26 protein-coding genes and 2 pseudogenes are annotated in these 23991 nt (G+C 62.3%); 12 read left to right on the top strand and 16 right to left on the bottom strand.

What is annotated here, in order from left to right; all coding sequences use genetic code 11:
• Nucleotides 1-57: 57 nt before the first annotated feature.
• Complete coding sequence (locus ACP7DE_RS13095; RefSeq protein ID WP_426072489.1) at nt 58-960, bottom strand: LysR substrate-binding domain-containing protein; 903 nt, start codon at nt 958-960, stop codon at nt 58-60.
• 95 nt (nt 961-1055) lie between these two features.
• Here ACP7DE_RS13095 and ACP7DE_RS13100 point away from each other — a divergent pair, with 95 nt between their 5' ends.
• On the top strand, nt 1056-2072 hold the full coding sequence (locus tag ACP7DE_RS13100) for a zinc-binding alcohol dehydrogenase family protein (RefSeq protein WP_426072490.1): 1017 nt from the start codon (nt 1056-1058) through the stop codon (nt 2070-2072).
• Here ACP7DE_RS13100 and ACP7DE_RS13105 read toward each other — a convergent pair whose 3' ends face one another.
• Complete coding sequence (locus tag ACP7DE_RS13105; protein ID WP_426072491.1) at nt 2073-3353, bottom strand: glycerate kinase type-2 family protein; 1281 nt, start codon at nt 3351-3353, stop codon at nt 2073-2075.
• Nucleotides 3354-3442: 89 nt separating this feature from the next.
• Here ACP7DE_RS13105 and ACP7DE_RS13110 point away from each other — a divergent pair, with 89 nt between their 5' ends.
• Nucleotides 3443-3796, top strand: a complete 354-nt coding sequence (locus ACP7DE_RS13110; protein ID WP_101480338.1) for a YnfA family protein — start codon at nt 3443-3445, stop codon at nt 3794-3796.
• Nucleotides 3797-3802: 6 nt separating this feature from the next.
• Here ACP7DE_RS13110 and ACP7DE_RS13115 read toward each other — a convergent pair whose 3' ends face one another.
• Nucleotides 3803-4204 carry a TerB family tellurite resistance protein gene (locus tag ACP7DE_RS13115; protein ID WP_426072492.1) on the bottom strand — a complete coding sequence of 134 codons (402 nt, stop codon included), beginning with the start codon at nt 4202-4204 and terminating at the stop codon, nt 3803-3805.
• A 77-nt stretch (nt 4205-4281) separates the two neighbouring features.
• Complete coding sequence (locus tag ACP7DE_RS13120; RefSeq protein ID WP_426072493.1) at nt 4282-5244, bottom strand: TerC family protein; 963 nt, start codon at nt 5242-5244, stop codon at nt 4282-4284.
• Nucleotides 5245-5402: 158 nt separating this feature from the next.
• Between ACP7DE_RS13120 and nhaR the strand changes: the two genes are divergently transcribed.
• Nucleotides 5403-6302 (top strand): transcriptional activator NhaR, encoded by a 900-nt coding sequence (gene nhaR, locus ACP7DE_RS13125; protein WP_426072494.1) that lies wholly within the window; start codon nt 5403-5405, stop codon nt 6300-6302.
• Here nhaR and ACP7DE_RS13130 read toward each other — a convergent pair whose 3' ends face one another.
• The gene (locus ACP7DE_RS13130) at nt 6303-7310 is read right to left on the bottom strand and encodes a zinc-binding alcohol dehydrogenase family protein (RefSeq protein ID WP_426072495.1); all 1008 of its coding nucleotides are present in this window, start codon (nt 7308-7310) and stop codon (nt 6303-6305) included.
• Between the two features lie 103 nt (nt 7311-7413).
• Here ACP7DE_RS13130 and ACP7DE_RS13135 point away from each other — a divergent pair, with 103 nt between their 5' ends.
• Together ACP7DE_RS13135 and ACP7DE_RS13140 are read left to right on the top strand one after the other, a co-directional pair.
• Complete coding sequence (locus tag ACP7DE_RS13135; RefSeq protein ID WP_426072496.1) at nt 7414-8352, top strand: LysR family transcriptional regulator; 939 nt, start codon at nt 7414-7416, stop codon at nt 8350-8352.
• Nucleotides 8353-8450: 98 nt separating this feature from the next.
• A complete protein-coding gene (locus tag ACP7DE_RS13140; RefSeq protein ID WP_426072497.1) occupies nt 8451-9785 on the top strand; it encodes a chloride channel protein in 1335 nt (444 codons plus the stop codon).
• 1 nt (nt 9786) lies between these two features.
• Here ACP7DE_RS13140 and ACP7DE_RS13145 read toward each other — a convergent pair whose 3' ends face one another.
• From ACP7DE_RS13145 to ACP7DE_RS13155, 3 genes are all read right to left on the bottom strand, one after another.
• Nucleotides 9787-10281: a MarR family winged helix-turn-helix transcriptional regulator gene (locus ACP7DE_RS13145; protein ID WP_426072498.1), complete on the bottom strand. Its 495-nt coding sequence runs from the start codon at nt 10279-10281 to the stop codon at nt 9787-9789.
• Between the two features lie 87 nt (nt 10282-10368).
• Complete coding sequence (locus ACP7DE_RS13150) at nt 10369-11505, bottom strand: toxin-antitoxin system YwqK family antitoxin (RefSeq protein WP_426072499.1); 1137 nt, start codon at nt 11503-11505, stop codon at nt 10369-10371.
• An 8-nt stretch (nt 11506-11513) separates the two neighbouring features.
• Nucleotides 11514-12671 (bottom strand): hypothetical protein, encoded by a 1158-nt coding sequence (locus ACP7DE_RS13155; RefSeq protein WP_426072500.1) that lies wholly within the window; start codon nt 12669-12671, stop codon nt 11514-11516.
• A gap of 227 nt (nt 12672-12898) precedes the next feature.
• On the opposite strand from ACP7DE_RS13155, the gene ACP7DE_RS13160 reads away from it, so the two are divergent.
• Nucleotides 12899-13156: a hypothetical protein gene (locus ACP7DE_RS13160; protein WP_426072501.1), complete on the top strand. Its 258-nt coding sequence runs from the start codon at nt 12899-12901 to the stop codon at nt 13154-13156.
• Here the strand turns inward: ACP7DE_RS13160 and msbA are convergent.
• From msbA to ACP7DE_RS13175, 3 genes are all read right to left on the bottom strand, one after another.
• Nucleotides 13153-14988, bottom strand: a complete 1836-nt coding sequence (gene msbA / locus ACP7DE_RS13165; protein WP_426072502.1) for a lipid A export permease/ATP-binding protein MsbA — start codon at nt 14986-14988, stop codon at nt 13153-13155. The two genes, ACP7DE_RS13160 and msbA, sit on opposite strands and share 4 nt — an antisense overlap.
• A 108-nt stretch (nt 14989-15096) precedes the next feature.
• A complete protein-coding gene (locus tag ACP7DE_RS13170) occupies nt 15097-15480 on the bottom strand; it encodes a hypothetical protein (RefSeq protein ID WP_426072503.1) in 384 nt (127 codons plus the stop codon).
• Between the two features lie 10 nt (nt 15481-15490).
• A complete protein-coding gene (locus tag ACP7DE_RS13175; protein ID WP_426072504.1) occupies nt 15491-15940 on the bottom strand; it encodes a hypothetical protein in 450 nt (149 codons plus the stop codon).
• Nucleotides 15941-16014: 74 nt separating this feature from the next.
• Between ACP7DE_RS13175 and ACP7DE_RS13180 the strand changes: the two are divergent.
• Nucleotides 16015-16314, top strand: a pseudogene (locus ACP7DE_RS13180) (amidohydrolase family protein); the annotation flags it as partial.
• 189 nt (nt 16315-16503) lie between these two features.
• Complete coding sequence (locus ACP7DE_RS13185; RefSeq protein WP_426072505.1) at nt 16504-17493, top strand: ribonuclease Z; 990 nt, start codon at nt 16504-16506, stop codon at nt 17491-17493.
• A gap of 159 nt (nt 17494-17652) precedes the next feature.
• On the opposite strand, the pseudogene ACP7DE_RS13190 reads toward ACP7DE_RS13185, so the two are convergent.
• Nucleotides 17653-17817: pseudogene (locus tag ACP7DE_RS13190) on the bottom strand (hypothetical protein); the annotation flags it as partial.
• A gap of 176 nt (nt 17818-17993) precedes the next feature.
• Between ACP7DE_RS13190 and ACP7DE_RS13195 the strand changes: the two are divergent.
• Together ACP7DE_RS13195 and ACP7DE_RS13200 are read left to right on the top strand one after the other, a co-directional pair.
• A complete protein-coding gene (locus ACP7DE_RS13195) occupies nt 17994-18773 on the top strand; it encodes an XAC2610-related protein (RefSeq protein WP_426072506.1) in 780 nt (259 codons plus the stop codon).
• 55 nt (nt 18774-18828) lie between these two features.
• Entirely contained in the window at nt 18829-19299 is a 471-nt protein-coding gene (locus tag ACP7DE_RS13200; protein WP_426072507.1) for a GNAT family N-acetyltransferase, read from the top strand.
• Between the two features lie 3 nt (nt 19300-19302).
• Here the strand turns inward: ACP7DE_RS13200 and ACP7DE_RS13205 are convergent, their stop codons facing one another.
• Nucleotides 19303-19920, bottom strand: a complete 618-nt coding sequence (locus ACP7DE_RS13205; RefSeq protein WP_426072508.1) for a TetR/AcrR family transcriptional regulator — start codon at nt 19918-19920, stop codon at nt 19303-19305.
• 157 nt (nt 19921-20077) lie between these two features.
• Between ACP7DE_RS13205 and ACP7DE_RS13210 the strand changes: the two genes are divergently transcribed.
• Complete coding sequence (locus ACP7DE_RS13210) at nt 20078-21313, top strand: MFS transporter (RefSeq protein WP_426072509.1); 1236 nt, start codon at nt 20078-20080, stop codon at nt 21311-21313.
• Between the two features lie 10 nt (nt 21314-21323).
• Here the strand turns inward: ACP7DE_RS13210 and ACP7DE_RS13215 are convergent, their stop codons facing one another.
• The 3 genes from ACP7DE_RS13215 to ACP7DE_RS13225 form a co-directional block, all read right to left on the bottom strand.
• The gene (locus tag ACP7DE_RS13215) at nt 21324-21818 is read right to left on the bottom strand and encodes a prolyl-tRNA synthetase associated domain-containing protein (protein WP_426072510.1); all 495 of its coding nucleotides are present in this window, start codon (nt 21816-21818) and stop codon (nt 21324-21326) included.
• A 69-nt stretch (nt 21819-21887) separates the two neighbouring features.
• The gene (locus ACP7DE_RS13220) at nt 21888-22085 is read right to left on the bottom strand and encodes a DUF3079 domain-containing protein (protein ID WP_426072561.1); all 198 of its coding nucleotides are present in this window, start codon (nt 22083-22085) and stop codon (nt 21888-21890) included.
• Nucleotides 22086-22474: 389 nt separating this feature from the next.
• Nucleotides 22475-22681, bottom strand: coding sequence for a GNAT family N-acetyltransferase (locus ACP7DE_RS13225; protein ID WP_426072511.1), 207 nt, complete (start codon nt 22679-22681; stop codon nt 22475-22477).
• Nucleotides 22682-23228: 547 nt separating this feature from the next.
• On the opposite strand from ACP7DE_RS13225, the gene ACP7DE_RS13230 reads away from it, so the two are divergent.
• A complete protein-coding gene (locus tag ACP7DE_RS13230; protein ID WP_426072512.1) occupies nt 23229-23975 on the top strand; it encodes a hypothetical protein in 747 nt (248 codons plus the stop codon).
• Nucleotides 23976-23991 lie beyond the last annotated feature (16 nt).

The following is a 23991-nucleotide window of genomic DNA, read 5'->3' on the forward strand; positions in this document are numbered from 1 at the left end:
GCCCAGGTTGACCCGTGCATGATTGTCATTTGCAACGAGTTGTAATCAATCGTGCTGTTATACCAACTCCGCGCACTTGTCGCGCAGGAAATCGCGCAGCTGCAGCACCAGGGGCGTCACTTGCGTCCGGTGCATGCACACCAGCTGCAAGGGCGTTGCCTCGCCCGCCACTTCGGGCAGCAGCACGTGCAGGCGGCCGGCGGCCAGGTCGCCAGCGACGTCCAGCCGCGATTTGTAGGCAATGCCCAGGCCCGCCACGGACCAGCGCCGCACCAGCTCGGCATCGTCGGCGCTGCGGTTGCCGCTCACGGAGATCGTGACTTGCTCGCGCTGGGGCAGGCGGTAAAAAGTCCAGCGGTCGTGCAAGCCGTCTTCCAGCGCGAAGCGCAAGCAATTGTGCTGAGGCAAGTCTTCCAGCGTCAGCAAGGGGCCATGCGCGCGCAGGTAGTCGGGCGAGGCCACGAGCACGCGGTCGTTGGCGGGCGCAATCGGCATGGCGATCATGGACGAATCGTCCTGCTGGCCGTAACGCAAGGCAATGTCCACTTGCTGACGCACCATGTCGGCCACCCGGTCGCTGACGCTGAGCTGGTACTGCAGCTTGGGATGGCGCGACTGGAATTCATCCAGCCAGCCCAGCATCAGGTTGCGGCCCAGGTCGGAGGGCATGGCGATTTTCAAAGTTCCGCCGAAACTGTCCTTGCCGGCCAGCAGTGCGTCGTGGCCCGCGCGCAGCACGCGCAAGGCTTCGCGCGCATGTTCGAGGTATTGCGTGCCTTCCGGCGTCAGACTCAGAGAACGAGTCGTGCGGGCCAGCAGGCGCAAGCCCAGCTCCCCTTCCAGGCGCTTGACGGCGGCGCTGGCCAGCGCGGGCGAGATGCCGATCTCGCGCGCGGCCGCCGACAAACTGCCCCGGTCGGCCGTGCGCACAAACACCTGCAAGTCATCGAGTCGCAGCAATTTTCAGCATTCCTTTGAAAGTGTTTCGGTGCGCGCCCCCTGTTTCCAGGGTGGCATTGCCACCATCATACGGTATCCAATCAACGAGGAAGAACATGAAAGCCATCGCCTACCACCACAGCCTGCCCATTACCGATGCCGACGCCCTGCTCGACATCGAGCTGCCCACGCCCGTCGCCACGGGGCGCGACCTGCTCGTCGCCGTCAAGGCCATCTCCGTCAACCCCGTCGACGCCAAGGTGCGCAAGAACCGCGCCCCCAAGGGCGGCCAGCCGGAAGTGCTGGGCTGGGATGCGGCCGGCGTCGTCGCCGCCGTCGGCCCCGACGTGACCCTGTTCCAGGTCGGCGATAAAGTCTGGTACGCGGGCGCCATCAACCGCCCCGGCAGCAACAGCGAATTCCAGCTGGTCGACGAGCGCATCGTCGGCCACATGCCTGCCAGCCTGGACTTTGCTCCCGCCGCCGCCCTGCCCTTGACGGCGATTACGGCCTGGGAATTGCTGTTCGACCGTTTGCAGATCAGCCGCGACAAGAGTCTCACCGGCAAGTCCCTGCTGGTGATCGGCGCGGCGGGCGGTGTCGGTTCCGTGCTGGTGCAGCTGGCGCGGCAGTTGACGGGCGTGACCATCATCGGCACGGCCTCGCGCGCGGAAACGGCCGGCTGGGTCAGGGAACTGGGCGCCCACCACGTGATCGACCACAGCTTGCCGCTGGCGGGGGAAATCACGCGCCTGGGCTTGCCGCCCGTCGATTATGTGATCAGCCTGAACCAGACCGACAAGCATTTCGAGCAAATCGTGGAATTGATCGCGCCGCAAGGCAAGTTCGCCCTGATCGACGACCCCGAGCACATCGACGTGCGCAAGTTCAAGGGCAAGAGCGTGTCCCTGCACTGGGAACTGATGTTTACCCGCTCGCTGTTCCAGACGGAAGACATGGCCCAGCAGCACGCCTTGCTGGAAGAATTGGCGCAGCTGGTCGATGCGGGCGTCATCAAGACGACCCTGGCCGAACGCTTCGGCACGATCAACGCGCAAAACTTGAAGCGCGCGCATGCCCTGCTGGAAAGCAATACGGCGAAGGGCAAGATCGTGCTTGAAAATTTCCAGTAATCAGGTAATTAAAATGGCCCGGAAATCGTTGACGTTCGTCAATGTCGGGCCAGTGATCACACTATCTCCCAGCGCCTGGAAGAAGCCGTGGCCATCGTTGTTGTCCAGGCTGTCGCGGGGCTTGATGCCCAGCGCCCAGGCGCGCTGCAGGGTATCGGGCGCCAGAACCGCGCCGGCGATGTCTTCCTGGCCGTCGACGCCATCCGTGTCGCCGGCCAGCGCGTGTATGCCTGCATGCCCTTCCAGCGCGATGCCCAGCGCCAGCAAAAACTCCACATTGCGCCCGCCGCGCCCGTTGCCGCGCACGGTGACCGTCGTTTCGCCGCCCGACAGCAGCACGCACGGGGCGGGGAACGGCTGACCCCGCAAAGCCGTTTGCAGCGCGATGCCGGCCATCACCTTGCCCACGTCGCGCGCCTCGCCTTCCAGGCTGTCGCCTAATATATATGGCGTGATACCTGGCGTGATACCGGCCGCGCGCGCCACCTCTGCCGCCGCTTCCAGCGCCATCTGCGGCGTGGCGATCAGGGTCGTGCGCGTGCGCGCCAGGCGCGGGTCATCAGGTTTGATCGATTCGCCGCGCCCGCTTTCCAGCACTGCGCGCAGGCTGTCCGGCAAGACCATGCCATAGCGGCGCACGATGGCCAGCGCGTCGTCGCAGGTGGTGGCATCGCCCACCGTGGGACCGGAGGCGATATCGCCCAGCTTGTCGCCAGGCACGTCGGAAATAACCAGGGTCACGACTTGCGCCGGATGGCAGGCAGCCGCCAGCCGTCCCCCCTTGATGGCGGACAAATGGCGGCGCACGCAATTCATTTCGCCGATGGTGGCGCCGGACGCCAGCAGTGTGCGGTTCAAAGCTTGCTTGTCTTCCAGGGTGATGCCGTCAAGGGGCAAGGCCAGCAGGGACGAGCCGCCGCCCGAAATCAGGCACAGCACGGTATCCTCGGCCTGCAAGTTACCCACCAGATCGAGCATGCGCCGCGCGGCCTGCATGCCGGCCGCGTCCGGCACGGGATGCGACGCTTCGACGATCTCGATGCGCTCGCATGGCACGGCGTAACCGTAGCGCGTCACCACCAGCCCGGAGAGCGGCCCCGGCCAGTGCTGTTCCACGGCTTGCGCCATGGCCGCCGACGCCTTGCCGGCGCCGATGACGATCAAACGCCCCTTGGGCGCGGGCGGCAGATGCGGCGGCACGCAGTGCGATGGCTGGGCCGCGGCGATGGCCGCGTGGAACATGGCTTGCAGCAAGGCGCGCGGCGCTGGGGTCGTCGTCATTGTTTTCTCCTCGGGTATCCGAACCCGATCATAGCAGTGCCGGCAGCCTGGCAGCTAGAATGGCGTCTTGAGCACATCACAGGAATGCAATGAACGACGCCATCGAATGGACCAGTCTTGCCCGCACTTTCGGGCTGTTTACCGTCACGGCCGTGGCCGAATTGTTGGGCTGCTACCTGCCCATGCTGTGGCTGAGCAACAAAGGCAGCGCCTGGCTGCTGTTGCCGGCCGCCATCAGCCTCTTGATCTTCGTGTGGCTGCTGACCCTGCATCCAGCCGCCAGCGGCAGGGTGTACGCCACGTATGGCGCCATCTATATCGCCACGGCCCTGGGATGGCTGTGGCTGGTGGACGGCATCACGCCCGCCTGGACGGACATCGCCGGCGTGGGCCTGGCCCTGGCCGGCGCCGCCGTCATTGCCATGGGGCACAAGGCGGCTTGATTTGCCTCAGGCGGCATGCGCGCGGAAGTTCGTTTCCGCCGACCACGCCGCGCTGGCACGGGCCAGCAAAACCGCTTCACCATCGGCCAGCCAGTCGTCGGCATCGGCGATCTTCCACATGGCTTGCAGCAACTTGCGGCGCAAGTCCGGGTCATCGATTTCATCGAGCAGGCTGTCGATCACGCCATTGGCCAGTTGCACGGCACCATGCACGGTGGAGGTCAGCATGTCGTCGCACAAGTCTTGCAGCAGTTGCTGGAAGGCGGCCGGCGCCAAGTCGATATGCTCGAGAATCTTGCTGCGGTGCATGGCTTGCAGCTCGGTGCTGGCCAGGTTGCCGTCGACCACCATCATCAGGGCCAGGATACGTCCCGCTGCCTGAGGACTGTTCATTTCATAGGTACGCATAGTTTCTCTTCCATTGTTAGTTTAAAAAGCGCGCCACCGCCCTGCGGGGCGCGCCATATCGCTGTTAAATTCGCTGTTTATTTCTTGTCGCTGCGGGTGATGAACACGCTCGCCACGCAACTAGCCACGATCAGGACTGCCACCACCAGCAACGACGCTTCCACCGGTACGTGGTACCACGGCATGATCAGCATCTTGGCGCCGATGAACACCAGCACCATCGCCAGGCCATACTTGAGCATGTGGAAACGGTCAGCCACGTCCACCAGCAGGAAGTACAGGGCACGCAAGCCCATGATGGCGAACAGGTTCGACGTAAAGACGATGAACGGGTCCGTCGTGATGGCGAAAATCGCCGGGATCGAATCGACCGCGAAGATCAGGTCCGTCACCTCGATCAGGATCAGCACCAGGAACAGCGGCGTGACATAGCGCAAACCGCCCTTGGCCACGAAGAAACGCTCACCATGGTCGCCGTCGGCCACCCGCAGGTGGCGGCGGGCAAAACGCAGCACCGGGTTGTTCGCCACGTCCGGCTCCGCATCGGCCGCCACCAGCATGCGCATGCCGGTAATTAACAGGAAGGCGCCAAACAGGTACAGCACCCAGCTGAACTCGCTCACCACCCAGGCACCGGCCAGTATCATCACGGCACGCATGACGATCGCGCCCAGCACGCCGTAAATCAGGACCCGGCGCTGGTACTGGATCGGCACCTGGAAGGCGCTGAAGATCAGCAGGAAGACGAACACGTTATCGACGGACAGCGCTTTCTCGATCAGGTAGCCGGAGAAAAATTCCAGCGCCTTCTGGTTGGCGATCTCGGGACCGGCCGTGCCGTTCAGATACCACCACAGGCCGCCGTTGAACAGCAGGGCCAGGCTGACCCACACCAGCGACCACGTTGCCGCTTCCTTGACGCCCACCTTGTGCGCCTTGTTGCCGCCGAAGACGAACAGGTCCAGCGCCAGCATGAACAGGACGAATACGATGAAGCCGGCCCACATGGGTGCCGTCGCAATGCTTTCCAGGCCGTTCATCGGCGGCCTCCGCAACTGTCTGTTTGTATCCTGATGCCCATGACACTCTCCTTGCATGAATTGAGCAGCCATCATAGTCTCAATCCAAACATCGAACAAATCGAATATAATTTACGAATACATCGAAAAATTCGATGTATTGATTTTCCGGGAAAACCATGTCGACACTCAACTTCAAGCACTTGCGCTATTTCTGGATGGTGGCCAAGACGGGCAGCATCGCCCGCGCGGCCGAACAGCTGCACCTGACGCCGCAATCGATTTCCGGCCAGCTCAGCGACTTTGCCGAAACCCTGGGCGTGGAATTGTTCCGCCGCAGCGGGCGCCAGTTGGAATTGACGGATACGGGCCGGCGCATCCTCAGCCATGCCGAAAGCATTTTCAGCACGGGCGATGCATTGCTGGAAATCGTGCGCGACCAGTCGCGCACGGCGACAACGACCTTTCGCGTGGGCTGCGCCGATTCCGTGTCAAAACTGATCGCCTGCCGCCTGGTCGCGCCGGCACTGGGCCTGGCCGAGCCGCTGCGCATCATTTGCCGTGAAGGCCGGCTGGCCAGCCTGTTGGCGGACCTGGCCGTGCACCGGCTGGACCTGATCATGGCGGACCGCCCCATGCCGGCCCACTTGAGCGTGCGCGGCTTTAACCATTTACTGGGTGAGAGCGGCATGACCCTGTTCGGCACGCCTACCCTGGCCGCCACGCTGACCGGGGGCTTCCCGCAATGCCTGGATGGCGCGCCGCTGCTTCTGCCGGGCGAAGACTTCGCCATCTACGGGCGCTTGCTGCAATGGCTCGGCGACAACCATCTGCACCCGCGCATCGTCGGCGAGTTTGACGACAGCGCCATGATGAAGGCCTTCGGCCAGTCCGGCGCGGGCCTGTTCTTTGCGCCCACCGTCATCGCGCCCCAGGTCTGCGAGCAATATGCCGTGGTGGCACTGGGCCGGGTCGACAGCCTGGTCGAGCAAGTGTATGCAATCACCACGGAACGGCGTTTGAGCCACCCGGCCACCATCGCCATCAGCCAGAGCGCGCGGCACGAGCTGTTCGTGTAGCTACCAGCCGCTGACGACGATTTTCCCCGGCTGCCCGCCCCGCTCCAGCAGCGCATGCGCGCGCAACACGGTGGCTGCATTGAAGGGCGACAAACGCTGCCGCACAGTGTGGCGCAGAACGCCCTCGTCCAGCAACGCCGCCACACGGGTCAGGATGCGCTGCTGTTCCTGCATATCGTCGGTGGCGTACAGGGGCCGCGTAAACACCATTTCCCAGTGCAGCGACACGCTCTTGCCTTTCAGCGGCGCCGCGTCGAAAGCATCGTGGTCGTCGATGACGGCCAGCTTGCCGTGCGGCGCGATGATCTGCGTCAATGCCGCGACGTGGCGTGCCGTGTGCGACAGGGCGGCGATGTGGCGCACGGGCGCCAGTTTCAATGCTACCACCTGTTCCGGCATGGGCAGCGTATGGTCGATCACGTGATGCGCACCCATGGTGCGGCACCACTCCATGCTGTCGCCGCGCGAGGCCGTGGCGATCACCGTCAGCCCCGTCAACTGACGCGCCAGCTGGATCAGCATCGAGCCAACGCCGCCCGCGCCACCGAGCACCAGCAGGCTGCCCCGCGGCTGCGTGTCGCCGGGCGTGATGGCAAAACGCTCGAACAGCAGCTGCCACGCCGTCAGCGCCGCCAGCGGCACGCCGGCCGCCTGCGCAAAATCCAGCGTCGCCGGCATGCGCGCGGCGATGCGCTCATCGACCAGGTGGTATTCGGCATTCGCGCCCGCGCGGTCGAACGAGCCCGCGTAATACACGGCTTGCCCAGGCGCCAGCAGGGTCACTTCGCTGCCCACGGCATGCACGATGCCGGCCGCGTCCCAGCCCAAGGTCACGACACGCTCCGGCACTTCTACCCGCCCCGCACGCACCTTGGTGTCGAGCGGGTTGACGCCCACGGCGCGCACTTGCACCAGCACCTCGCGCGGGCCGGGCACCGGCATCGCCCCCGTCATGTCGAACAAGCCATCCTCGTCGTCCACGCTGCTGCCCTTCCTGAATCCGATCATCTTCATTGCCTACCCCTACAGATAAAAGTCCATGGTAAGCAGCCACGCGATAAAGAAAAATATGCTTCAATGCGTTTCACTACTGACCAAACTGTCATGAATCATGCAAAACCAGGAAACAGATAATCTCTCCGGCGTGGCCCTGTTCGTGCAATTGGCGCAAGCGGGCAGCTTTGTTGCCGCCGCGCGCCAGGCCGGCATTTCGCCATCGGCCGTCAGCAAGAGCCTGGCGCGGCTGGAGCAGCGGCTGGGCGCGCGCCTGTTCCAGCGCAGCACGCGCCAACTGAGCTTGACGGCGGAGGGCAAGCTCTTCCTCGCGCGCAGCAAGACCATCCTGGCCGAAATGCAAGCGGCGCAGGATGAACTGGCGGGCCATCTGGCGCCGCACGGGCGTCTGCGCCTGGGCTTGCCGGAACTGGGCGGCCTGTTCCTGCCCGCGCTGGCCGCTTTCGCCCAACTACACCCCGCCATCGCCCTCGACCTGGACTTTTCCGATGCGCTGACCGATGTCGTCGGCGATGGCTTCGACGCCGTCATCCGCATCGGAGCGCCCCGCGATTCGCGCCTGGCGGCCCGCAAGCTGGGCCAGTTCCGCTCCTGCCTGGTGGCCTCGCCCGCCTATCTGGCGCGCCACGGCACGCCTAGCCACCCCCTTGAGCTGCAACACCATGCTTGCCTGCACTACCGTTTCCGCCACAGCGGCAAGATCGAACAGTGGCAGCTGCGCCAGGACGATGGCGAGGCGGCGCCGGACTTGCCGCAGTCCATGATCTGCAACAACGTGGAAGCGCGCCTGCACTTCGCCCGGCAAGGCCTGGGCATCGCCTGGCTGCCCGACTTTCATGTGCGCAGCGCCATCGCTGATGGCAGCCTGATCGAGGTGCTGATGGACTACGCCATCGCCGACCATCCGGCCCACGGTTGCTGGCTGCTATGGCCGTCCGGGCCGCACCTGGCGCCGAAAGTGCGCGCCCTCGTCGATTTCCTGGCCAAGGCGGCCATTCTGTCGCCTCTTGCCCACAAGCCTCTTGCCCACAAATAAGTCAGGTGTAAGATGCAACGAAATACATTTGGACAAATATGTCTTTATAATGGCAAGCCTCCCCGACGCCTTGCGCGCCCTACCCTGGATTTGCCGCAATGAAGCACTTGCACGATATTCCCTCTGCCTTCAAGCATGAATTTGCCAACCCGCGCCTGTGGTGGTCGCGCGCCGTCGTCGTCGGCATGGCCGCCATCGCGGGCCTCGTCGTCGTCGGCTTTACGTGGCTGGCGGAGGAAGCGCTGGACTTGTTTCTCTTTTTTAACGGCAAGGCCTGGTGGTTCGCGCTGCTGTGGACGCCCGCCTGCGCCGCCCTGCTAGTCTGGCTGACGCGCCGCTATGCGATGGGCGCGGCCGGTTCCGACATCCCGCAAGTGATGGCCACCTTGGACCCGGCCGTGGCACCCGAACAGCGCTCCTTGTTTGTCTCCCTGAAACTGAGTGCCGCGAAGATAGGCTTGACGGCGGGCGGCTTGCTGGGCGGATTGTCGCTGGGACGCGAAGGCCCGTCCGTGCAAATCGCCGCCGGCGTGATGCTGGCCGCGCGCCGCTGGCTGCCGCGCCACTCGCAGGTGAGCGCCCATTCGCTGCTGGTGGCCGGCGGCGCAGCCGGCATCGCGGCCGCCTTCAACACTCCGCTGGCGGGCGTCATGTTTGCCATCGAGGAACTCTCTCGCTCGCCGGAGCAGCGCAACAGCGGCCTGATCGTCGCCGGCATCGTGCTGGCCGGCATGATGGCCGTCTCCATTCACGGCAACGCCACCCACTTCGGCATCATCCATCCCGGCCCCATCGGCCTGGCGCTGGCCTTGCCAGGTTTGCTAGTGACGCTGGTGGCGGGCGTGGCCGGCGGCCTGTTCGCCAGGCTGCTGCTGGCCTCCGCCCGGGGCAATCCGCTGGGCAAACTGTCCGCGTGGAGAAGAGGCCGGCCCGTGCTGTTCGCCGCCGTCTGCGGTCTGCTGGTGGCGGCCATCGGCATCGCCAGCCATGGCGCCACGTTCGGCAGCGGCACTGTGGCCACGCGCGCCATGCTGGAAGGCTCGTCCGAAGCGGCCCCTGCCTTTGTTGCCTTCAAATATGTGGCGACCTGGCTGACCGTCTGGTCGGGCGTGCCGGCCGGCATCTTCGCGCCCTCGCTGGCCATCGGCGCCGGCATCGGGCATGACATTGCGCAACTGCTGCACTATCCGCACGCGCCCGCCCTGATCGCACTGGGCATGGTGGGCTTCCTGGCCGCCGCCACGCAGGCGCCGCTGACGGCTTTTATTATTGTCATGGAAATGGTTGATGGCCACGGCATGGTGCTGAGCCTGATGGCGTGCGCCGTGGTGGCCAGCACGGTCTCGCGCGTACTCAGCGAACCGCTGTACGGGGCGCTGGCGCAGTTGCAGCTGCAACGGCTGCCGCAGGCCAGCCGGGACACTACATCGTAAACTACATCGTAAACGGAAACGGCTGCATGCCCGCCTGCCTGTCATCGGGGGCGACCACGGCCAGCAAGGCGTTCAAGCCCTGGTTCAGGTGCGCCAGGCTGTCGGCATCGAGCTGGCTCAGCGCGCTGGGCAGCAAGCCGCGCGCCGGCTGCGGCGCGCCGGCGATCACGGCCTGCCCTTCCACCGTCAGGGTCAGGGTAACCACGCGCTGGTCGGGTTGGTCGCGCGCCTTGCGCACATAGACTTTTTTCACCAGCGCATCAACCAGGTTGCTGGCCGTCGTCTGGTGGATGGACATCTTGCTGGCCAGCTCGCCCATGCGCAAGCCTGGCCGCTCCAGCAACTCCTGCATCACCCACAATTGCGCGCCCGACACGCCACATTGTTTCTCGATCTGTGCCGAGTGCCGCTGCGCCGCGCGCATGACGACGCGCATGTTTTGCAAGGCCATGCCTTGCGCCCTGGCCATCGCCGAAACTTCCGCATCTACCACCATTGCCTCCAGTTATCCTGCCGGCTTCGCGCCTGCTGGCGGGCCGGAATCCGTACATGATACCTGCAAAGGCGGATGCGCCCCTAGAGCCTATAGCCCGGCAGGCAATGGCGCTCCGGCCTGCCAAGCTTTCTGCCACACCTGTTTGCCCCGCTTGTCCCAGCGGCGCTCGATACCCTGCTTCTTGCCCTGCTCATACGGCACTAACTGCAGCAGGCTGCCGTCGCTGGCCCAGACTTGCAGCAAGCCATGGCGCTGGCCATCGCGCATGGGGGTGACCTTGGCGCGCACGCCATTCTCATACCATTCCGTCACATCGCCCTGCTCGCGCCCCTGCACATCCTGCTGCCAGGCGATCGACGGCTTGCCGTTGCTGCCCCACTTTTGCATGCTGAGCAACTTGCCCTTGCGGTACAGGGCTTTTTGCGCCAGTTGGCCATTGTCGTGGCTTTCAAACGACCAGCCATCGGCTTCGCCATCCACCCAGAGCTTGCGCGCGAGCACCTTGCCATCCTCGGCCAGGGTGAGGAATTCGCCATCCTGCTTGTCATGGATAAAATGACTGCGCTGAAACAGCTTGCCATCGGCGTAAAACACTTCCTGCAAGCCATGCATCTTGCCGCCTTTCAGGAAGGCGTGGCTGCTCATCTTGCCATTCGGCCCGTATGACACGTACTCGCCATCGGCCATCTGCTTGCCGTGGTAGCGGATGCGGTTCATCAGCTGGCCATTTTCATGGTAATTCTCGGAGATGCTGTCGCGCCCGGTCGGCAGCAGGGTCACGCGCTGCTTGACTTGCCCGTTTGCATAGAATGACGCGCCGCCGGTCAGCACATTGCCCTTGGCGTCCAGCCTCTCATCGCGGGCCAGCTGTCCATTCGGGTAATACCACTTGCGCAGGTGGACGAAGCTGGCCTGGCGCAAATCGGGGTCGGTGGCATAGGTTTCAAAGGCCAGCACGCCCGGCGTATCGGGAAATTCGAGCCGTACATGCCAGGCGCCCAACGCCGCGTTGCGCACGGGCGGCGTGCGCAACGCATACGCGGCATGGCGCACGTCGCTCGCCGCATAGTCTTCGTCCAGGTAGATGCTCTTGTCCTGCGCTGGCTGCCGCTCCGGTGCCGGAGCCTGCTGTTGCTCCTGTGCCTGCGCCGCCAACGGCAGGGCCGTCATGAGCGCCGCCAGCAGCGCCAGGCGCACGCTCCGCATGGTCTGTCGATATGGCATGCGATCCCTTACTTCGCCGCCACGGGCTGGCCATCCTGCCAAGCCTGTTCCAGCACCGGCTTGCCGGCCTGGTCCCATTGGCGCTCGATGCCGTGCTTCTTGCCGTGTTCGTACGGCACGATCTGCCGCAGGCTGCCATCGCTGTACCAAGTCTGTAGCAAGCCGTGTCGCTGGCCGTGGACAAACGGAATCACGCTGGCGCGCACGCCGTTTGCATGCCAATCCGTCGTATCGCCATGGTCACGCCCCCGCGCGTCTTTCTGCCACGCAAATATAGGCCGGCCATTCGGCCCCCACGTTTGCAAGCTGAGCTCGGCACCTTTCTTGTACAGCGTCTTGTTTGACAGGACGCCATTGTCATGGCTTTCAAACGACCAACCGTCGGGCTGGTCGTGCACCCACACGGTCTTGGCCAGCACGCTGCCGTCCCGGGCATACCTGACAAACTCGCCCTCGCGCTTACCATCGACGAACCGTCCCCAGCGATGCAGCTTGCCATCGGCATAAAACGATTCCTGCACGCCATCCATCTTGCCATTGCGTCGATACGAGCGGCTGCTGACGGCCCCATTCGCGTCAAACGACACATGCTCGCCATCGGCCATCTCGTCGTCGTGATACAGCGTCTTGTACGCCAACTGACCATTCTCGTGATACGTTTCCGAGATACTGTCGCGCCCGTTCGGCAACGCGGTGACCCGCTGCTTGACCTGGCCATTCTCGAAGTACACGCAGCCGCCGAGCAGCTCCTCGCCTTGGGCATTGAAGTAGGTGTCGCGCAGCAGCTGGCCATTCTCGTAGTAATACTTGCGAAAACGCACGAACTTGACCTGGCTCAGGTCGAGGTCCGTGGCATAGGTTTCAAAGGCCAGCACGCCCGGCGTATCGGGAAATTCGAGCCGTACATGCCAGGCGCCCAACGCCGCGTCGCGCACGGGCGGCGTGCGCAGCGCGTACGCGGCATGGCGCTGGTTGCTCGGCATAAAATTTTCATCCAGATACATGGTCTGGTCTTCCTCCTGTAGCGTTGGCGTTGACGTTGGCGTTGACGTTGGCGTTGACGTTGGCGTTGACCCCGCTGGCTGTTCCTGAGCCGCCAGCGGCAAAGCCAGGGCCATGCCCAGCAGGGCTGCCAGTGCCACGCGCGTCGTCTGTGGTGTGTGCATTGTGTTCCGTTGCAATGTTATGGTGCGGCTGCCATCATAATGGAAAGCAACGTTTTCCCCTGTCACGAAAGAAATCCATGCACTTGCCAGCCGCCCCCAGCGACACCCAGATATTGGACATCATCGATGCCTAGATCGCCGACCTGGCGCGCGGCGATTACGCGTGCGCCCATGCGCGCACGGCGCACGACGCGTATTACGGCTGGACGCCGGCGCTGCTGCGCGCCGTGATCGAAGGTTATGGTTCGCCGGAAGCGTATGCGGATGGCAGCGTGTATCGCGTCACGCCGGCGGCACATGCCAGCGGCGCGGCGCACGAACGCTGCGTCGAACGCCCTGACTGCCAGGATGGCGGCGCGGCGCTTGCCGAGGCGCGCCACGCCCTGCCCCTGAACGGCGCCTGGTCCGACCTGACCGCCACGTTTCGCGTGGAAGGCACGGCGCTGGGCGCCCGGCTGGTCTTACAGGAAATGCACGTTTTCTAAGCCGCGCCATCCTTGACGGGTGACAACTGGCTCGCATGCAAGCGCGCATACGCGCCGCCCTGCTGCAGCAAGGCTGCATGGCTGCCCGACTCCACCAGGCGCCCGCCCTGCATGACGACGATGCGGTCGGCGCTTTCGATGGTGGATAACCTGTGAGCGATGACGATGGTGGTGCGGTTGCGCATCAGCACTTCCAGCGCCGCCTGCACCTGTCGCTCCGACTCCGTGTCCAGCGCGCTAGTGGCTTCGTCGAGCAAGAGAATTGGCGCATCCTTGTACAGGGCGCGCGCGATGGCCAAGCGCTGGCGTTGCCCGCCCGACAGGCGCGAACCGTTCTGTCCCGCCTGCGTTGCGTAGCCTTGCGGCAGTTGCATGATGAAATCGTGGGCATAGGCGGCGCGCGCCGACGCTTCGATTCTGTCCTGGTCCGGGGCCGGGTCGCCGTATGCGATATTCGCCGCCATGGTGTCGTTGAACAAAATCACATCCTGACTGACGAGGGCGAACTGGCGCCGCAGGGCCAGCAAGGAGTAATCGCGCACGTCCACGCCGTCGAGCAAAATCTGGCCGCCGCTGACGTCATAGAAGCGCGGCAGCAAGCCCAGCAAGGTCGTCTTGCCGCCGCCGGAGCCGCCTACCAGGGCCACCGTTTCGCCGGCGCGGATATCGAGCGTGATATCGCTCAAGGCCGTGGGCGCATCGGGATCGTCGCTGTTGTAGCGGAATTGGACGTTTTGCAAGGATAGATTGCCCTGCACCGTGGCCGGGGCGATGCTGCCAGGGTCCGGTTCCAGCGGCGTATCGATCAAGCCGAAGACGGACTCTGCCGCCGCCAGGCCCCGCTGCAGCGGTTCATTGATTTTCGTCAAATTCTTGATCGGCGACTGCATCGCCATCAGCGCACCCATGAAGGCGACGAAGGCGCCCGGCGTGATGGCGCCGCTTTGCGCGCGCAGCATGGCAAAGTAAATCACGGAGGACAGGGTAATGCCGACGAGCATCATGATGAAGCCGGAATTCATGGCCGAGGTGGCCGCATGCTTGACGGCCAGCTGGCGGTTGCGCTTGACCACGTCGACGAAGCGCGCCTGTTCATAATCTTGCCCGCCGAAAATTTTCACCACGCGTTGGCCGGCTATGCTTTCGTCCAGCACGGACGTCAGTTCACCCACGGCTTGCTGCGAACTCTTGCTCAAGTGGCGCATGCGACGTCCCGCCAGGGTCACGACGATGGCCACGATGGGCATCGAGGCCATGCAGAACAGGGCCAGTTTCACGTCTATGCTGAACAGCAAGATCAGGTAGCCGATGGTGGCGACGGAATCGCGCACCATCACATTGAGCACGTTCAAGCCCGCCTGTGATACCTGGCTGGCGTCGAAGGCCACGCGCGACTGCGTCAAACTGGTGGTGGTGGTATCGAAAAAGCGGCTGGGCAGGCGCATGATGGTGGCGAACATTTTTTCGCGCAAATCGGCCTGCACCCGGCTCGATAGCCATACGGAACCGTAATCGCCGGCAAAACTGGAGACCATGCGCAGCACGGCCAGGCCCAGGATGGTGGCGGGAATCACCCACAAGTCCACCTGTCCTGCCTGTGCCGGCAGGAAACGGTCGACCCAGCCCTGCAGCATGCCCATCACGCCGGACGCGGGCGCCACCTGTGCGCTGGCCGTCGTGCGCATGGCGTCGACGACATTTTGCAACTGGCGGATTAACAACACATCGGTGGCGGACGCCACGCCCACGGCCAGCAAAGTAGCGGCAACGATGGCGCCATAGCGGCGAAACTGGCCGACCAGGCGGAAAAACAGGAGGCGACTTTGCTGCATGCAAATGGTAAAAGTGAGGGTAAAGCGTGATTCTAACCGCTGCAACACTTACTTATGAGAAAGTCGTCGCCTTGCCGGTGCAGAACCGGCAAGGACAAGCACGGACTATCAGCTCTTTGCCACTTTCCACGCAGCACTGCCAGCCTTGCACACTTTCAGTTTCAGAGTCTGTTCCTGGCCCTTGGCGTTCAAGCCCACCTGCACCATGCGGCAGGTTTGCGCATCCGTCTTTTGCGTCTCGCTGGCCGTGATCTCGGCAGCAATACGCACGGAATTGCGCAAGCCTTCATTGCTCCATTGCACAGTTTCGCCATCTTTCTTGTCATTGAGCACGTCGGTGACGGCCTTGACGAAGACGGGCTTGTCGTTCTTGTTCAGGTAAGCCATCGGCGTATCGGCCAGGAAACCCAGGCCGACGGCGGAAGCGGAGGCGCTGAAGACGACGCTGCCGAGTATCAGGGTGGACAGCAATGTGGCTGGACGAATACGCATGGAAAACTCCTTATAAAGAAATAAGTGGGAACTGCCGGGACGCCCCTTGGCCGGGATCCGCCGGCGAAATACCCAGTGCCAGCAAAGCATCGCTGCTGGACACAAAATAGATCGCCGACGACAGCGCCGCGGGAAAATCCAGCAGCCTGTCTGTTTTGCTGACGCCATCATAGCCTACGCCATACATTTGCCGCAGCATGCCCTTGGTCACCGTGATGTCCCGGCAAAAACCGACAATGCCCGCCTCGCTAGCCATCCGCATCGCGCGCCAGGCAGGCATGCCGCCGGCCAGCTTTTGCCGCCGCGACGGCTTTGTCGACGACACGGCCGGCGACGCGCCACCACCCTGTCGAAGGAAACACGGGACAAGCTTACCGTCTGGCAAGCCGATGCTACATTTTTTTCCATAAAGCAAGTGCACGCTTGGCTTGCCACGGCCGCTGCGGGCTTTCAATGGCAATAGTTTCCTATAATTAAGTTGCCGGCAGCCACTCTCCCGGCGCGGCGGCAATGAAAGCATCGTCGACGGCCCAGTTGAGCATGGCGGAAACGGCGGGCATGGCCATGATCGCCGATGGCGAGGCGCAGGTATTGCGTCGCGTGCGCCAGTAGCTGATGCTGGGCGCGACGCAGATCAAGATGCTGGCGGGCGGCGGCGTCGCGTCGATGTACGACCCGCTCGACAGCACCCAGTAGTCGGAACGCGCACTGCGCGCCGGTATGGAAGCGGCCGCCGACTGGTGCACGTATGTGATGGCCCACGTCTACACGCCGAAAGGCATACAGCGCGCCATCCGCGCAAGCGTGCGCAGCATCGAGCATGGCCAGCTGGCCAAGCTCACGCGCTTTTACGATCCCTAGACCCTGCCGGCGCAGGCGACGGGACAGAATGGCGACTGCTGGCCCTGTCCGGCCGGCGCTCGCCCTTCCCGGTAAGCATTGACAAGGACAAATTGAGCACACCAATGGCAAGCTGAAGGCGGGCGCGTTGGCAACGGCGATGGCTTGCCGCATAATGCGCGCATGTTCAAACTGACTTTTCTCGGCACGTCTTCCGGCGTGCCCACGCGCCACCGCAACGTCACCTCGCTGGCCCTGCACACCACGCACAACCGCGACTGGTGGATGATCGATTGCGGCGAAGCCACACAGCATCGGCTGCAGCGCCTGCCCTTGTCCGTGCACGACCTGGTGGGCATCTGCATCACCCACGTGCATGGCGACCACAGCTATGGGCTGCCGGGCTTGCTGGCCAGCGCCTCGATGACGGGGCGCAAGAAGCCTTTGCTGCTGATCGCCCCGGCCGCCATCAAGGCCTGGATCGACGCGACCCTGCTGCACACGGAACTGTTCTTGACATATCCGCTGATCCACATCGACGTCGATAGCGCGCCAGTCGTGCATGAGGAGGCGGGCTTGACCATCGAGCGCCATGCGCTGTCGCACCGCGCACCCAGCGTCGCTTATCGTTTTGCGCTGGAAACAAGCAGATGGAAACTGGACAAGGCCGCCCTGCAGGCGGCTGGCGTGCCGCCCGGTCCCGCCTGGGGACTCTTGCAGGCGGGCCAGGATGCGATCCGGGATGATGGCACGGTATTGCGCGCCGCCACTTTCCGCCAGGTGAAAACGCAACGCGCCACGGTAGTGATCGGCGGCGACAACGACACGCCAGCGTTGCTGGCGGACGCTTGTGCGGACGCGCAGCTGCTCGTGCATGAAGCCACCTACACGGAAGCGATGCTGCAGAAAGTGGGCCCCGGCCCCACGCACAGTTCCGTACAGCGCGTGGCGCAGTTTGCCGAAGCGGTCCGCTTGCCGAATCTGATCCTCACCCACTTCAGCGCCCGCTATCACAATGCGGACGGCATGGCCGAGCTGGAAGCGGAAGCGCGGCTGCATTACTCGGGTGAACTGTTTTTGGCACGCGATTTCGACAGCTATGAGCTCGATGCGGCCGGCGTGCTGACCAAGTTGCCGGCGAAATCCCACCAACAACCCATTAGTGGGGATTGACGCCGTACTGCGTCGCATAGTCGGTCGCCAGCGTGCGCGCCGCTTGCTGCTATGACGGCGTGAGGATTTCCAGCAACTGGTCGCGGTTCTTGACCAGCCGTATTCATTCTGTGCCGACAGGGAACCGGCCTCGGCCGCCTGACGCCCATACACGAGCGATTACGCCATATCTTGCGCGACGCCATTGCCGCTCGCATACATCAGAGCCAGATTGGCCAGCGAGGGTGGAAAGCCCGCTTGCGCGGCCGCCGTGAACAATTCCACCGCTTTCGGCAAGTCTTGCGTCAAGACATGGCCCTGGTAATACAGGCTGGCCAGCAAATGCTGACCGGCCGGATCGCCAGTGCGTGCGGCCGCGTCGAATTATTTGAACGCCTCGGCGTGATGACCGTCGTTATAAGCGAGGATGCCCGCTTCATTAAAAGAGTCGGGAGAAGATGGCATAAAGATTTCTTATTCGGGGATTTTTGGGCATTGTACACAGCACTGTTTCGCGCAGAATGTACGATAGGGAACGGTGTGGCGCATTGCCCAAATCATGCGTTATGATCATTCACGCACGATTCAATCTGGACGTTGCGCAAATATGCCTGCCCAAGAATATCTCCATGAAACTGACTGTCTTGTCTTTATCGCTGCTTTTATCCCTGATTTCCACCTCGGTTTATGGCGGCACGCTGCACCTGGACAAAGCCGCGACAGGCAAAGTGCGGCAAGCCGCCGATATCCGTTATGCGAATCACGATGAAAAACAGACGTATCAACTGAAAATCGGGAAGCAGTGGATACCTGGCAGTTGTAGCGGCAGCGGCACGGGCAATTTGCACGCGCTGCTGCTGGACATGAATTTTGACGGCCATGCCGATCTGTGGGTCACCGGCTACACGGAAAGCCAGGGGCGCATCCGCTGTTCCGATGTGTGGCTGTGGGATGCGTCAGCGAAGCAATACAGTTTCAACAAGCCATTATCAGCGATTCCGAATCTGGATATCAACATAGCCGATCAAGGAATTGAAGGCGGCATCGCCAATTGCGGCTGCGCGGCGCAATGCTTTTATGAAGACAGCTATGCCTGGCGTGCTGACAAATTAATCACCATCGCACGGCGCGAACAGGATTGTGAGCGCTACCGGGAATATCGCTTGAATGACAAGAATGACTTGCTCATCGTCAAGGATGAAATCATCGATAGCGGCAATCCCGGACAGCAGGCAATAGAGAACACCAAAACCTATGACTGGCAGCGCCATGCGCACATCATGCGCAAACCCTGGGAATGAGCTTTATCCAAGTTCTACTCACCGTTGATCCGACACCATCGCAACCATACAACACATGACGACACATCCAGCATCGATTACTTTCCATGCCGCCAAGGCGGAAGACACCCCGGCCTTCATCGCATTGCGCGGCAAGACGCGGCAAAACGCCATTTCCGCGGAGCGCCTGGCGGAAGTGGGCATTACGGCCGAGTCCTGGGCCGAGATGATGCGCTCAGGCAGCTTGCCCGGCCAGGTCTGCCATCACGACGGCCAGCTGGTCGGCTACTGCTTTGGCGAGCGCGACACGGGAGAAATCATCGTCCTGGCCCTGCTACCGGAATTCGAAGGCCTCGGTATCGGCAAGACCATGCTGGAATTGGTGATGACGGAACTGCGCGCACAGGGCCATCAACGGCTGTTCCTGGGCTGCTCCAGCGACCCCGCCTCACGCTCCTATGGCTTTTACCGCTACCTGGGCTGGACGGCGACGGGAGAGACGGACAAATATGGCGACGATGTGCTGGAGTTTCACTTTACGGCCTAGCGTCTAGCCCGGCACGCGATTGGCATCCCACACGCGCAGGATCTGCGTAATGGCAGCGTCAAACACGACGTAGCCAACGCCATCGCGCGCCTGGATCGACACGCCCGATAAAAAGCTGTCGAAGACGGCGGCCAGCGCCGCTGCATCCGTACCATCGGGCAATTCGCCGCTGACCATGCCCCGCTCGACGCAGCGCACGAAGCCGGCACGCGTGCGCGTGCGCGAGGCCGTGAGCGGTGCGGCCACGGCCGCATGTTCGGCCGTCGGCGCGCTCATGCAGCCGAGCGCCACCATGCAGCCAGGTGGATGTCCCACATCGGACTGCATGCTGGCCGACTGGCGCAATGCCAGCTCGATGGCCGCGCGCGGTGCCAGGCCATCGTCCCACAGGCATTCCGTCACACGCGCAAAGGTATCCAGATAGCATTGCGCCGCTTCGCGGAACAGTGCTTCCTTCGAGCCGAACGCCGCATAAAAGCTGGGCGCGGAAATGCCGCCGCCCAGGCTCGCCTTGAGCTGGCTCAAGGACGTCGATTCATAACCCTGCTGCCAGAATAAAAACATGGCCTGCTCGACCGCTGCCTGCCGGTCGAACGTGCGCGGCCGTCCCATTTGCGCCATCCATCGCTCCTTCTCATCTCCTTATATGCCACTTACATACTACTCGATACAGAAGTTGTTGACAACGGGGCGCGCCATCGTCTATATTTATACCGATCGATACATATGTACCGCCATGACGGTCAGGAGCATTTCTGCGCCTGATCACTTTACAAGGATGTTTGCCGTGAATCACGCCACTATCACTACCGGAACCAGCCCCGCGCTGGCCGATCGCCTCCCCATCTCCGGCCTGCTGGCCCTGGCCATGACGGGTTTTATCTGTATCGTTACGGAAACCTTGCCCGCCGGCTTGTTGCCGCAGATCAGTGCTGGCCTTGGCATCAGCGCCGCGCTGGCCGGGCAAATGGTCACGGCCTATGCGCTCGGCTCCTTGCTGGCAGCCATTCCCCTGACCATCGCCACGCGCGGCTGGCGCCGCCGCAACGTGCTGCTGCTGACCATCATCGGCTTTCTCGTGTTCAATACCGTCACGGCACTGTCGTCCCACTACTGGCTGACCCTGGCGGCCCGCTTCTTTGCCGGCATGGCGGCCGGGCTGGCGTGGAGCTTGCTGGCCGGCTACGCGCGGCGCATGGTGGCGCCCCACCAGCAAGGCCGCGCCCTGGCGCTGGCCATGGTGGGTGCGCCCGTCGCCCTGTCCCTGGGCGTGCCGCTGGGCACCTTGCTCGGATCCCTGGTCGGCTGGCGCGCCGCGTTCTGGATCATTTCCGCCCTGACTCTGGCACTCATCGCCTGGGTCTTGGCAAAAGTACCGGACTACCCGGGCCAATCCGTCCATGAGCGCCTGCCCCTGCGCCGCGTCTTCACCACGCCGGGCGTGCGCCCCGTGCTGGCCGTCGTCATCGCCTGGATGCTGGCGCATAACATTCTCTACACCTACATCGCCCCGTTTGTGGCGCCGGCCGGATTGACGGGACGCATCGACCTGGTCCTGCTCGTCTTCGGCGCTGCCGCCATGGCAGGCATCTGGATCACGGGCAAACTGGTCGAGCGCCACCTGCGCGTCACCGTGCTGGCCAGCCTGGCTACTTTCACCCTGACGGCACTCGTGCTGGGCATCGCGGCGCACTTGCCTGCCGTCATCTATCTGGGCATGGCCGTCTGGGGCTTGTCCTTCGGCGGCGCGGCAACGCTCTTGCAAACGGCGCTGGCCGACACGGCGGGCAGCGGCGCCGACGTGGCTTTGTCGATGAATGTAGTGGCGTGGAATGGCGCGATAGCGGCAGCGGGCGTGGTGGGTGGTACCTTGCTGGAAACCTGGGGCGCGGGCGCCTTCCCGTGGGCTATGGTGGCTTTGCTCGTGCTGGCATTCGTGGTCGCCTGGTCGGCCAGCGCGCATGGATTCCGGCCGGGACGGCGCAGTGGCGGCGCGCCAGTGTCCGGGCATTGAGGCGACGCTTTTAATCCGCCGCAGGCACCATCACGATGCGGGGCACGTGCCCCGTGTGCGCGAGGAAACTGAGCACGGTAGCGTGCGACAGCGCCACCGTGGCCGTGTTGCGCAGCGGATGGGCTTGTAGATGGCTGGCCTCCCACACAGCCTGGTCCAGCACCAGTTCCACCGCCTGCGCGCTGTCGTGGATCAGCGCAAACAGGCTGACGGAGCCGGGCGTGATGCCCAGGTGCTGCAGCAAGCGCTCGGGCGAAGCCATGCTCAACTTTCTGGCCGGCAGCAAGCGCCCCAGCGCCGCCAAGTCGATGCGCTTGTCGAAAGGCACGATGACGAGAAAATGCCGGCGGCCCTTCTCGTCGCGCACGAACAGGTTTTTCACCATCAGGCCGGGCATGGCTGGCACATGGATCAGCGCTTCGGCGATGGTATGCACGGCCGGGTGTTCGACCCAGGTGTCATCACCGGCGCTGCTTGCCAGCCAGCGGGACAGGGGGTTGGGCATGTTGACTCCTCAGCTCGGACGCGATGAGGGATTGTAAGTGGTTGCTGCGCTGTTCGCTTGCTATCGCTGCTAAGGTTTTTTCTGCGCCTCTTCTTTATCGGCGGCCGCCAGCCCCCAGTCATTCCAGCCTTCCCCGAACAGTTCGATGGGATGCTGCGTGCGTTCGGAACCATTCCCGCAGCGCATGGCGTCCGGCGGACAATATTTGTCGCAGCCCCAGCAGATGCGTTCAGGGTTCTTGGGGTTTAAAGGAAAAGGCTTGGCCATGGGGTGGGCGACGCAGTCGGTTGAGGTCTCTTCGACGACTGTAGACCTGGCACGGGCGCGGGTCAAACGAATTCCAATGAGGAATTTGTCCGGGGTCAATTCTATGCAAATGGGTGGTGTGGCGGCAAAGCGCAGCACCCTTCCAGCACGATACGCGCGACATTGACACCGCCATCGGCTGCCGGCTGCGCCTTGAGCTCGTCGCTTTGATGCTTTCCCACCATGCTTCGGAGGCGAACAGGCCGTAGCTGCCTTTCAGGCCCATGGAGGGTCTGGCCCTGTCGAGGGTGAGGGATTGGTCTTGGCGGTGCGAGTGGGGTCTTGTGCCAACGCTTCGGCGAGGGTGTAGACGGGTTTCATCAGGCGCAGGAGTGCTTGAAAGCGCTCACTCAATGTTTGCGCCGAACGACGTATGCATTGCCGGCAAGTTCAAAACCGAGCGTCGGATAGTAGGACATGGCATCCGGGGCGGAGAGCAATATCAAGGACACTTCGTCGCCGATGATGGCCCGGGTGCGCTTGACCAGCTCTTTGCCGATACCCAGGCCCTGGTATTGCTTGTCTACCGCGAGGTCCGAGAGATAACAGCAACGCATAGTCTGTCAGCGACCGGGCCAGCCCTACAAGCTCGCCATCCACCCATGCCGACAGCAAGAGACAAGGCGCGGCAAACATGCGCGCGATTCTGGGGAGCTCACTACTGGGCCGCTTGATGCCAGATTGATCGAAGACACGAACCACATCCAACGGATCAACAGGAAAGTGATGACGATATCAACAGTGATGTTTTCATTGATTCACGGGTGTAAGGAGATCGCGCATGGGAAACCTCTGTCATGCACAGAGAATAAGCGGCCATAATCCAGGCATGTGGACGATACGACATAGGTGAAAAGTATGGATCCCCGTCTCGCCTTTGCGCCGATGCTTGAACGCCTGTGTCGCGAGCGGGAGGCGCCGCCAAGTGCCTGCATGTCGGCAGTCATCACGTGCAGTGCCAGAGGCTCGATGACCTGAACGGCCACATCGCCGGCATGGCCGTTCTGTTATTAAACCGCCTTCAATCTGTTAAAATACTTGAAATTTTAATGATTAGACCATGAATAATCTATATTTTTCAAATACAAGGAATTTTCTTAGCCAATGAAAGCCATTATATTCTGCACCAGCTTTATAAAAGATGCCCCATCATGGGGAAGTCGGTATCAACGGTGGCTCGACTACTACGAAAACATACCAATCAATGCAATAAAAAAAATAATGATTGATGATGGGTCGCCGTATCTGCCGCCTATCGATATTATCAATACAATTTCCCATAAAGACCCGCTGGCTTCAAATACCGACAAAAATCTCATCATTCACTTTGATAACAATCTCGGGCGACAAAGCGGAGTTGACTACCCCGGTTGGTGGCGAAGTTTTCTCCACTCCATTAATGTGGCAAATGAATTAGGTGTTGATAAAATAATCCATATCGAGTCGGATGCCTATATTTTGACGCCTCGCATGGTGAATTTCATCAATGAAATAGAATCAGGCTGGAACGTACTATGGTCTCCACGCCATCGTTTTCCAGAGACTGCCATTCAAGTCATTTGTAGAGATCAATTTGAAATTTTTGAAAAATTCAAAAACGATAATCCAAGTTTTTCTTTTCCGGATATTGCCGAAAGATTGCTTCCCTTCACGGCTGTACACCAGCAGTTCAAAGGGGACCGTTACAGCGATTTCACGAAAAACAGATGGATATTTCGTTCGCGAAAATTTAACAAAATTCCAATTTTTAAACATGATTTTTTCTTGGAAATGATACCGCCGGATGCAGACTTTGTCACGCAAGGCATTAGCCGCCAACAATTCGTATTCAGACGGGATGAGGAAGCTTGACCTTGTCATGGCGGGG

Origin of the sequence: Janthinobacterium sp. DSP2-3-3 (genome assembly GCF_049897325.1) — a bacterium.
Taxonomy (GTDB): domain Bacteria; phylum Pseudomonadota; class Gammaproteobacteria; order Burkholderiales; family Burkholderiaceae_D; genus Janthinobacterium.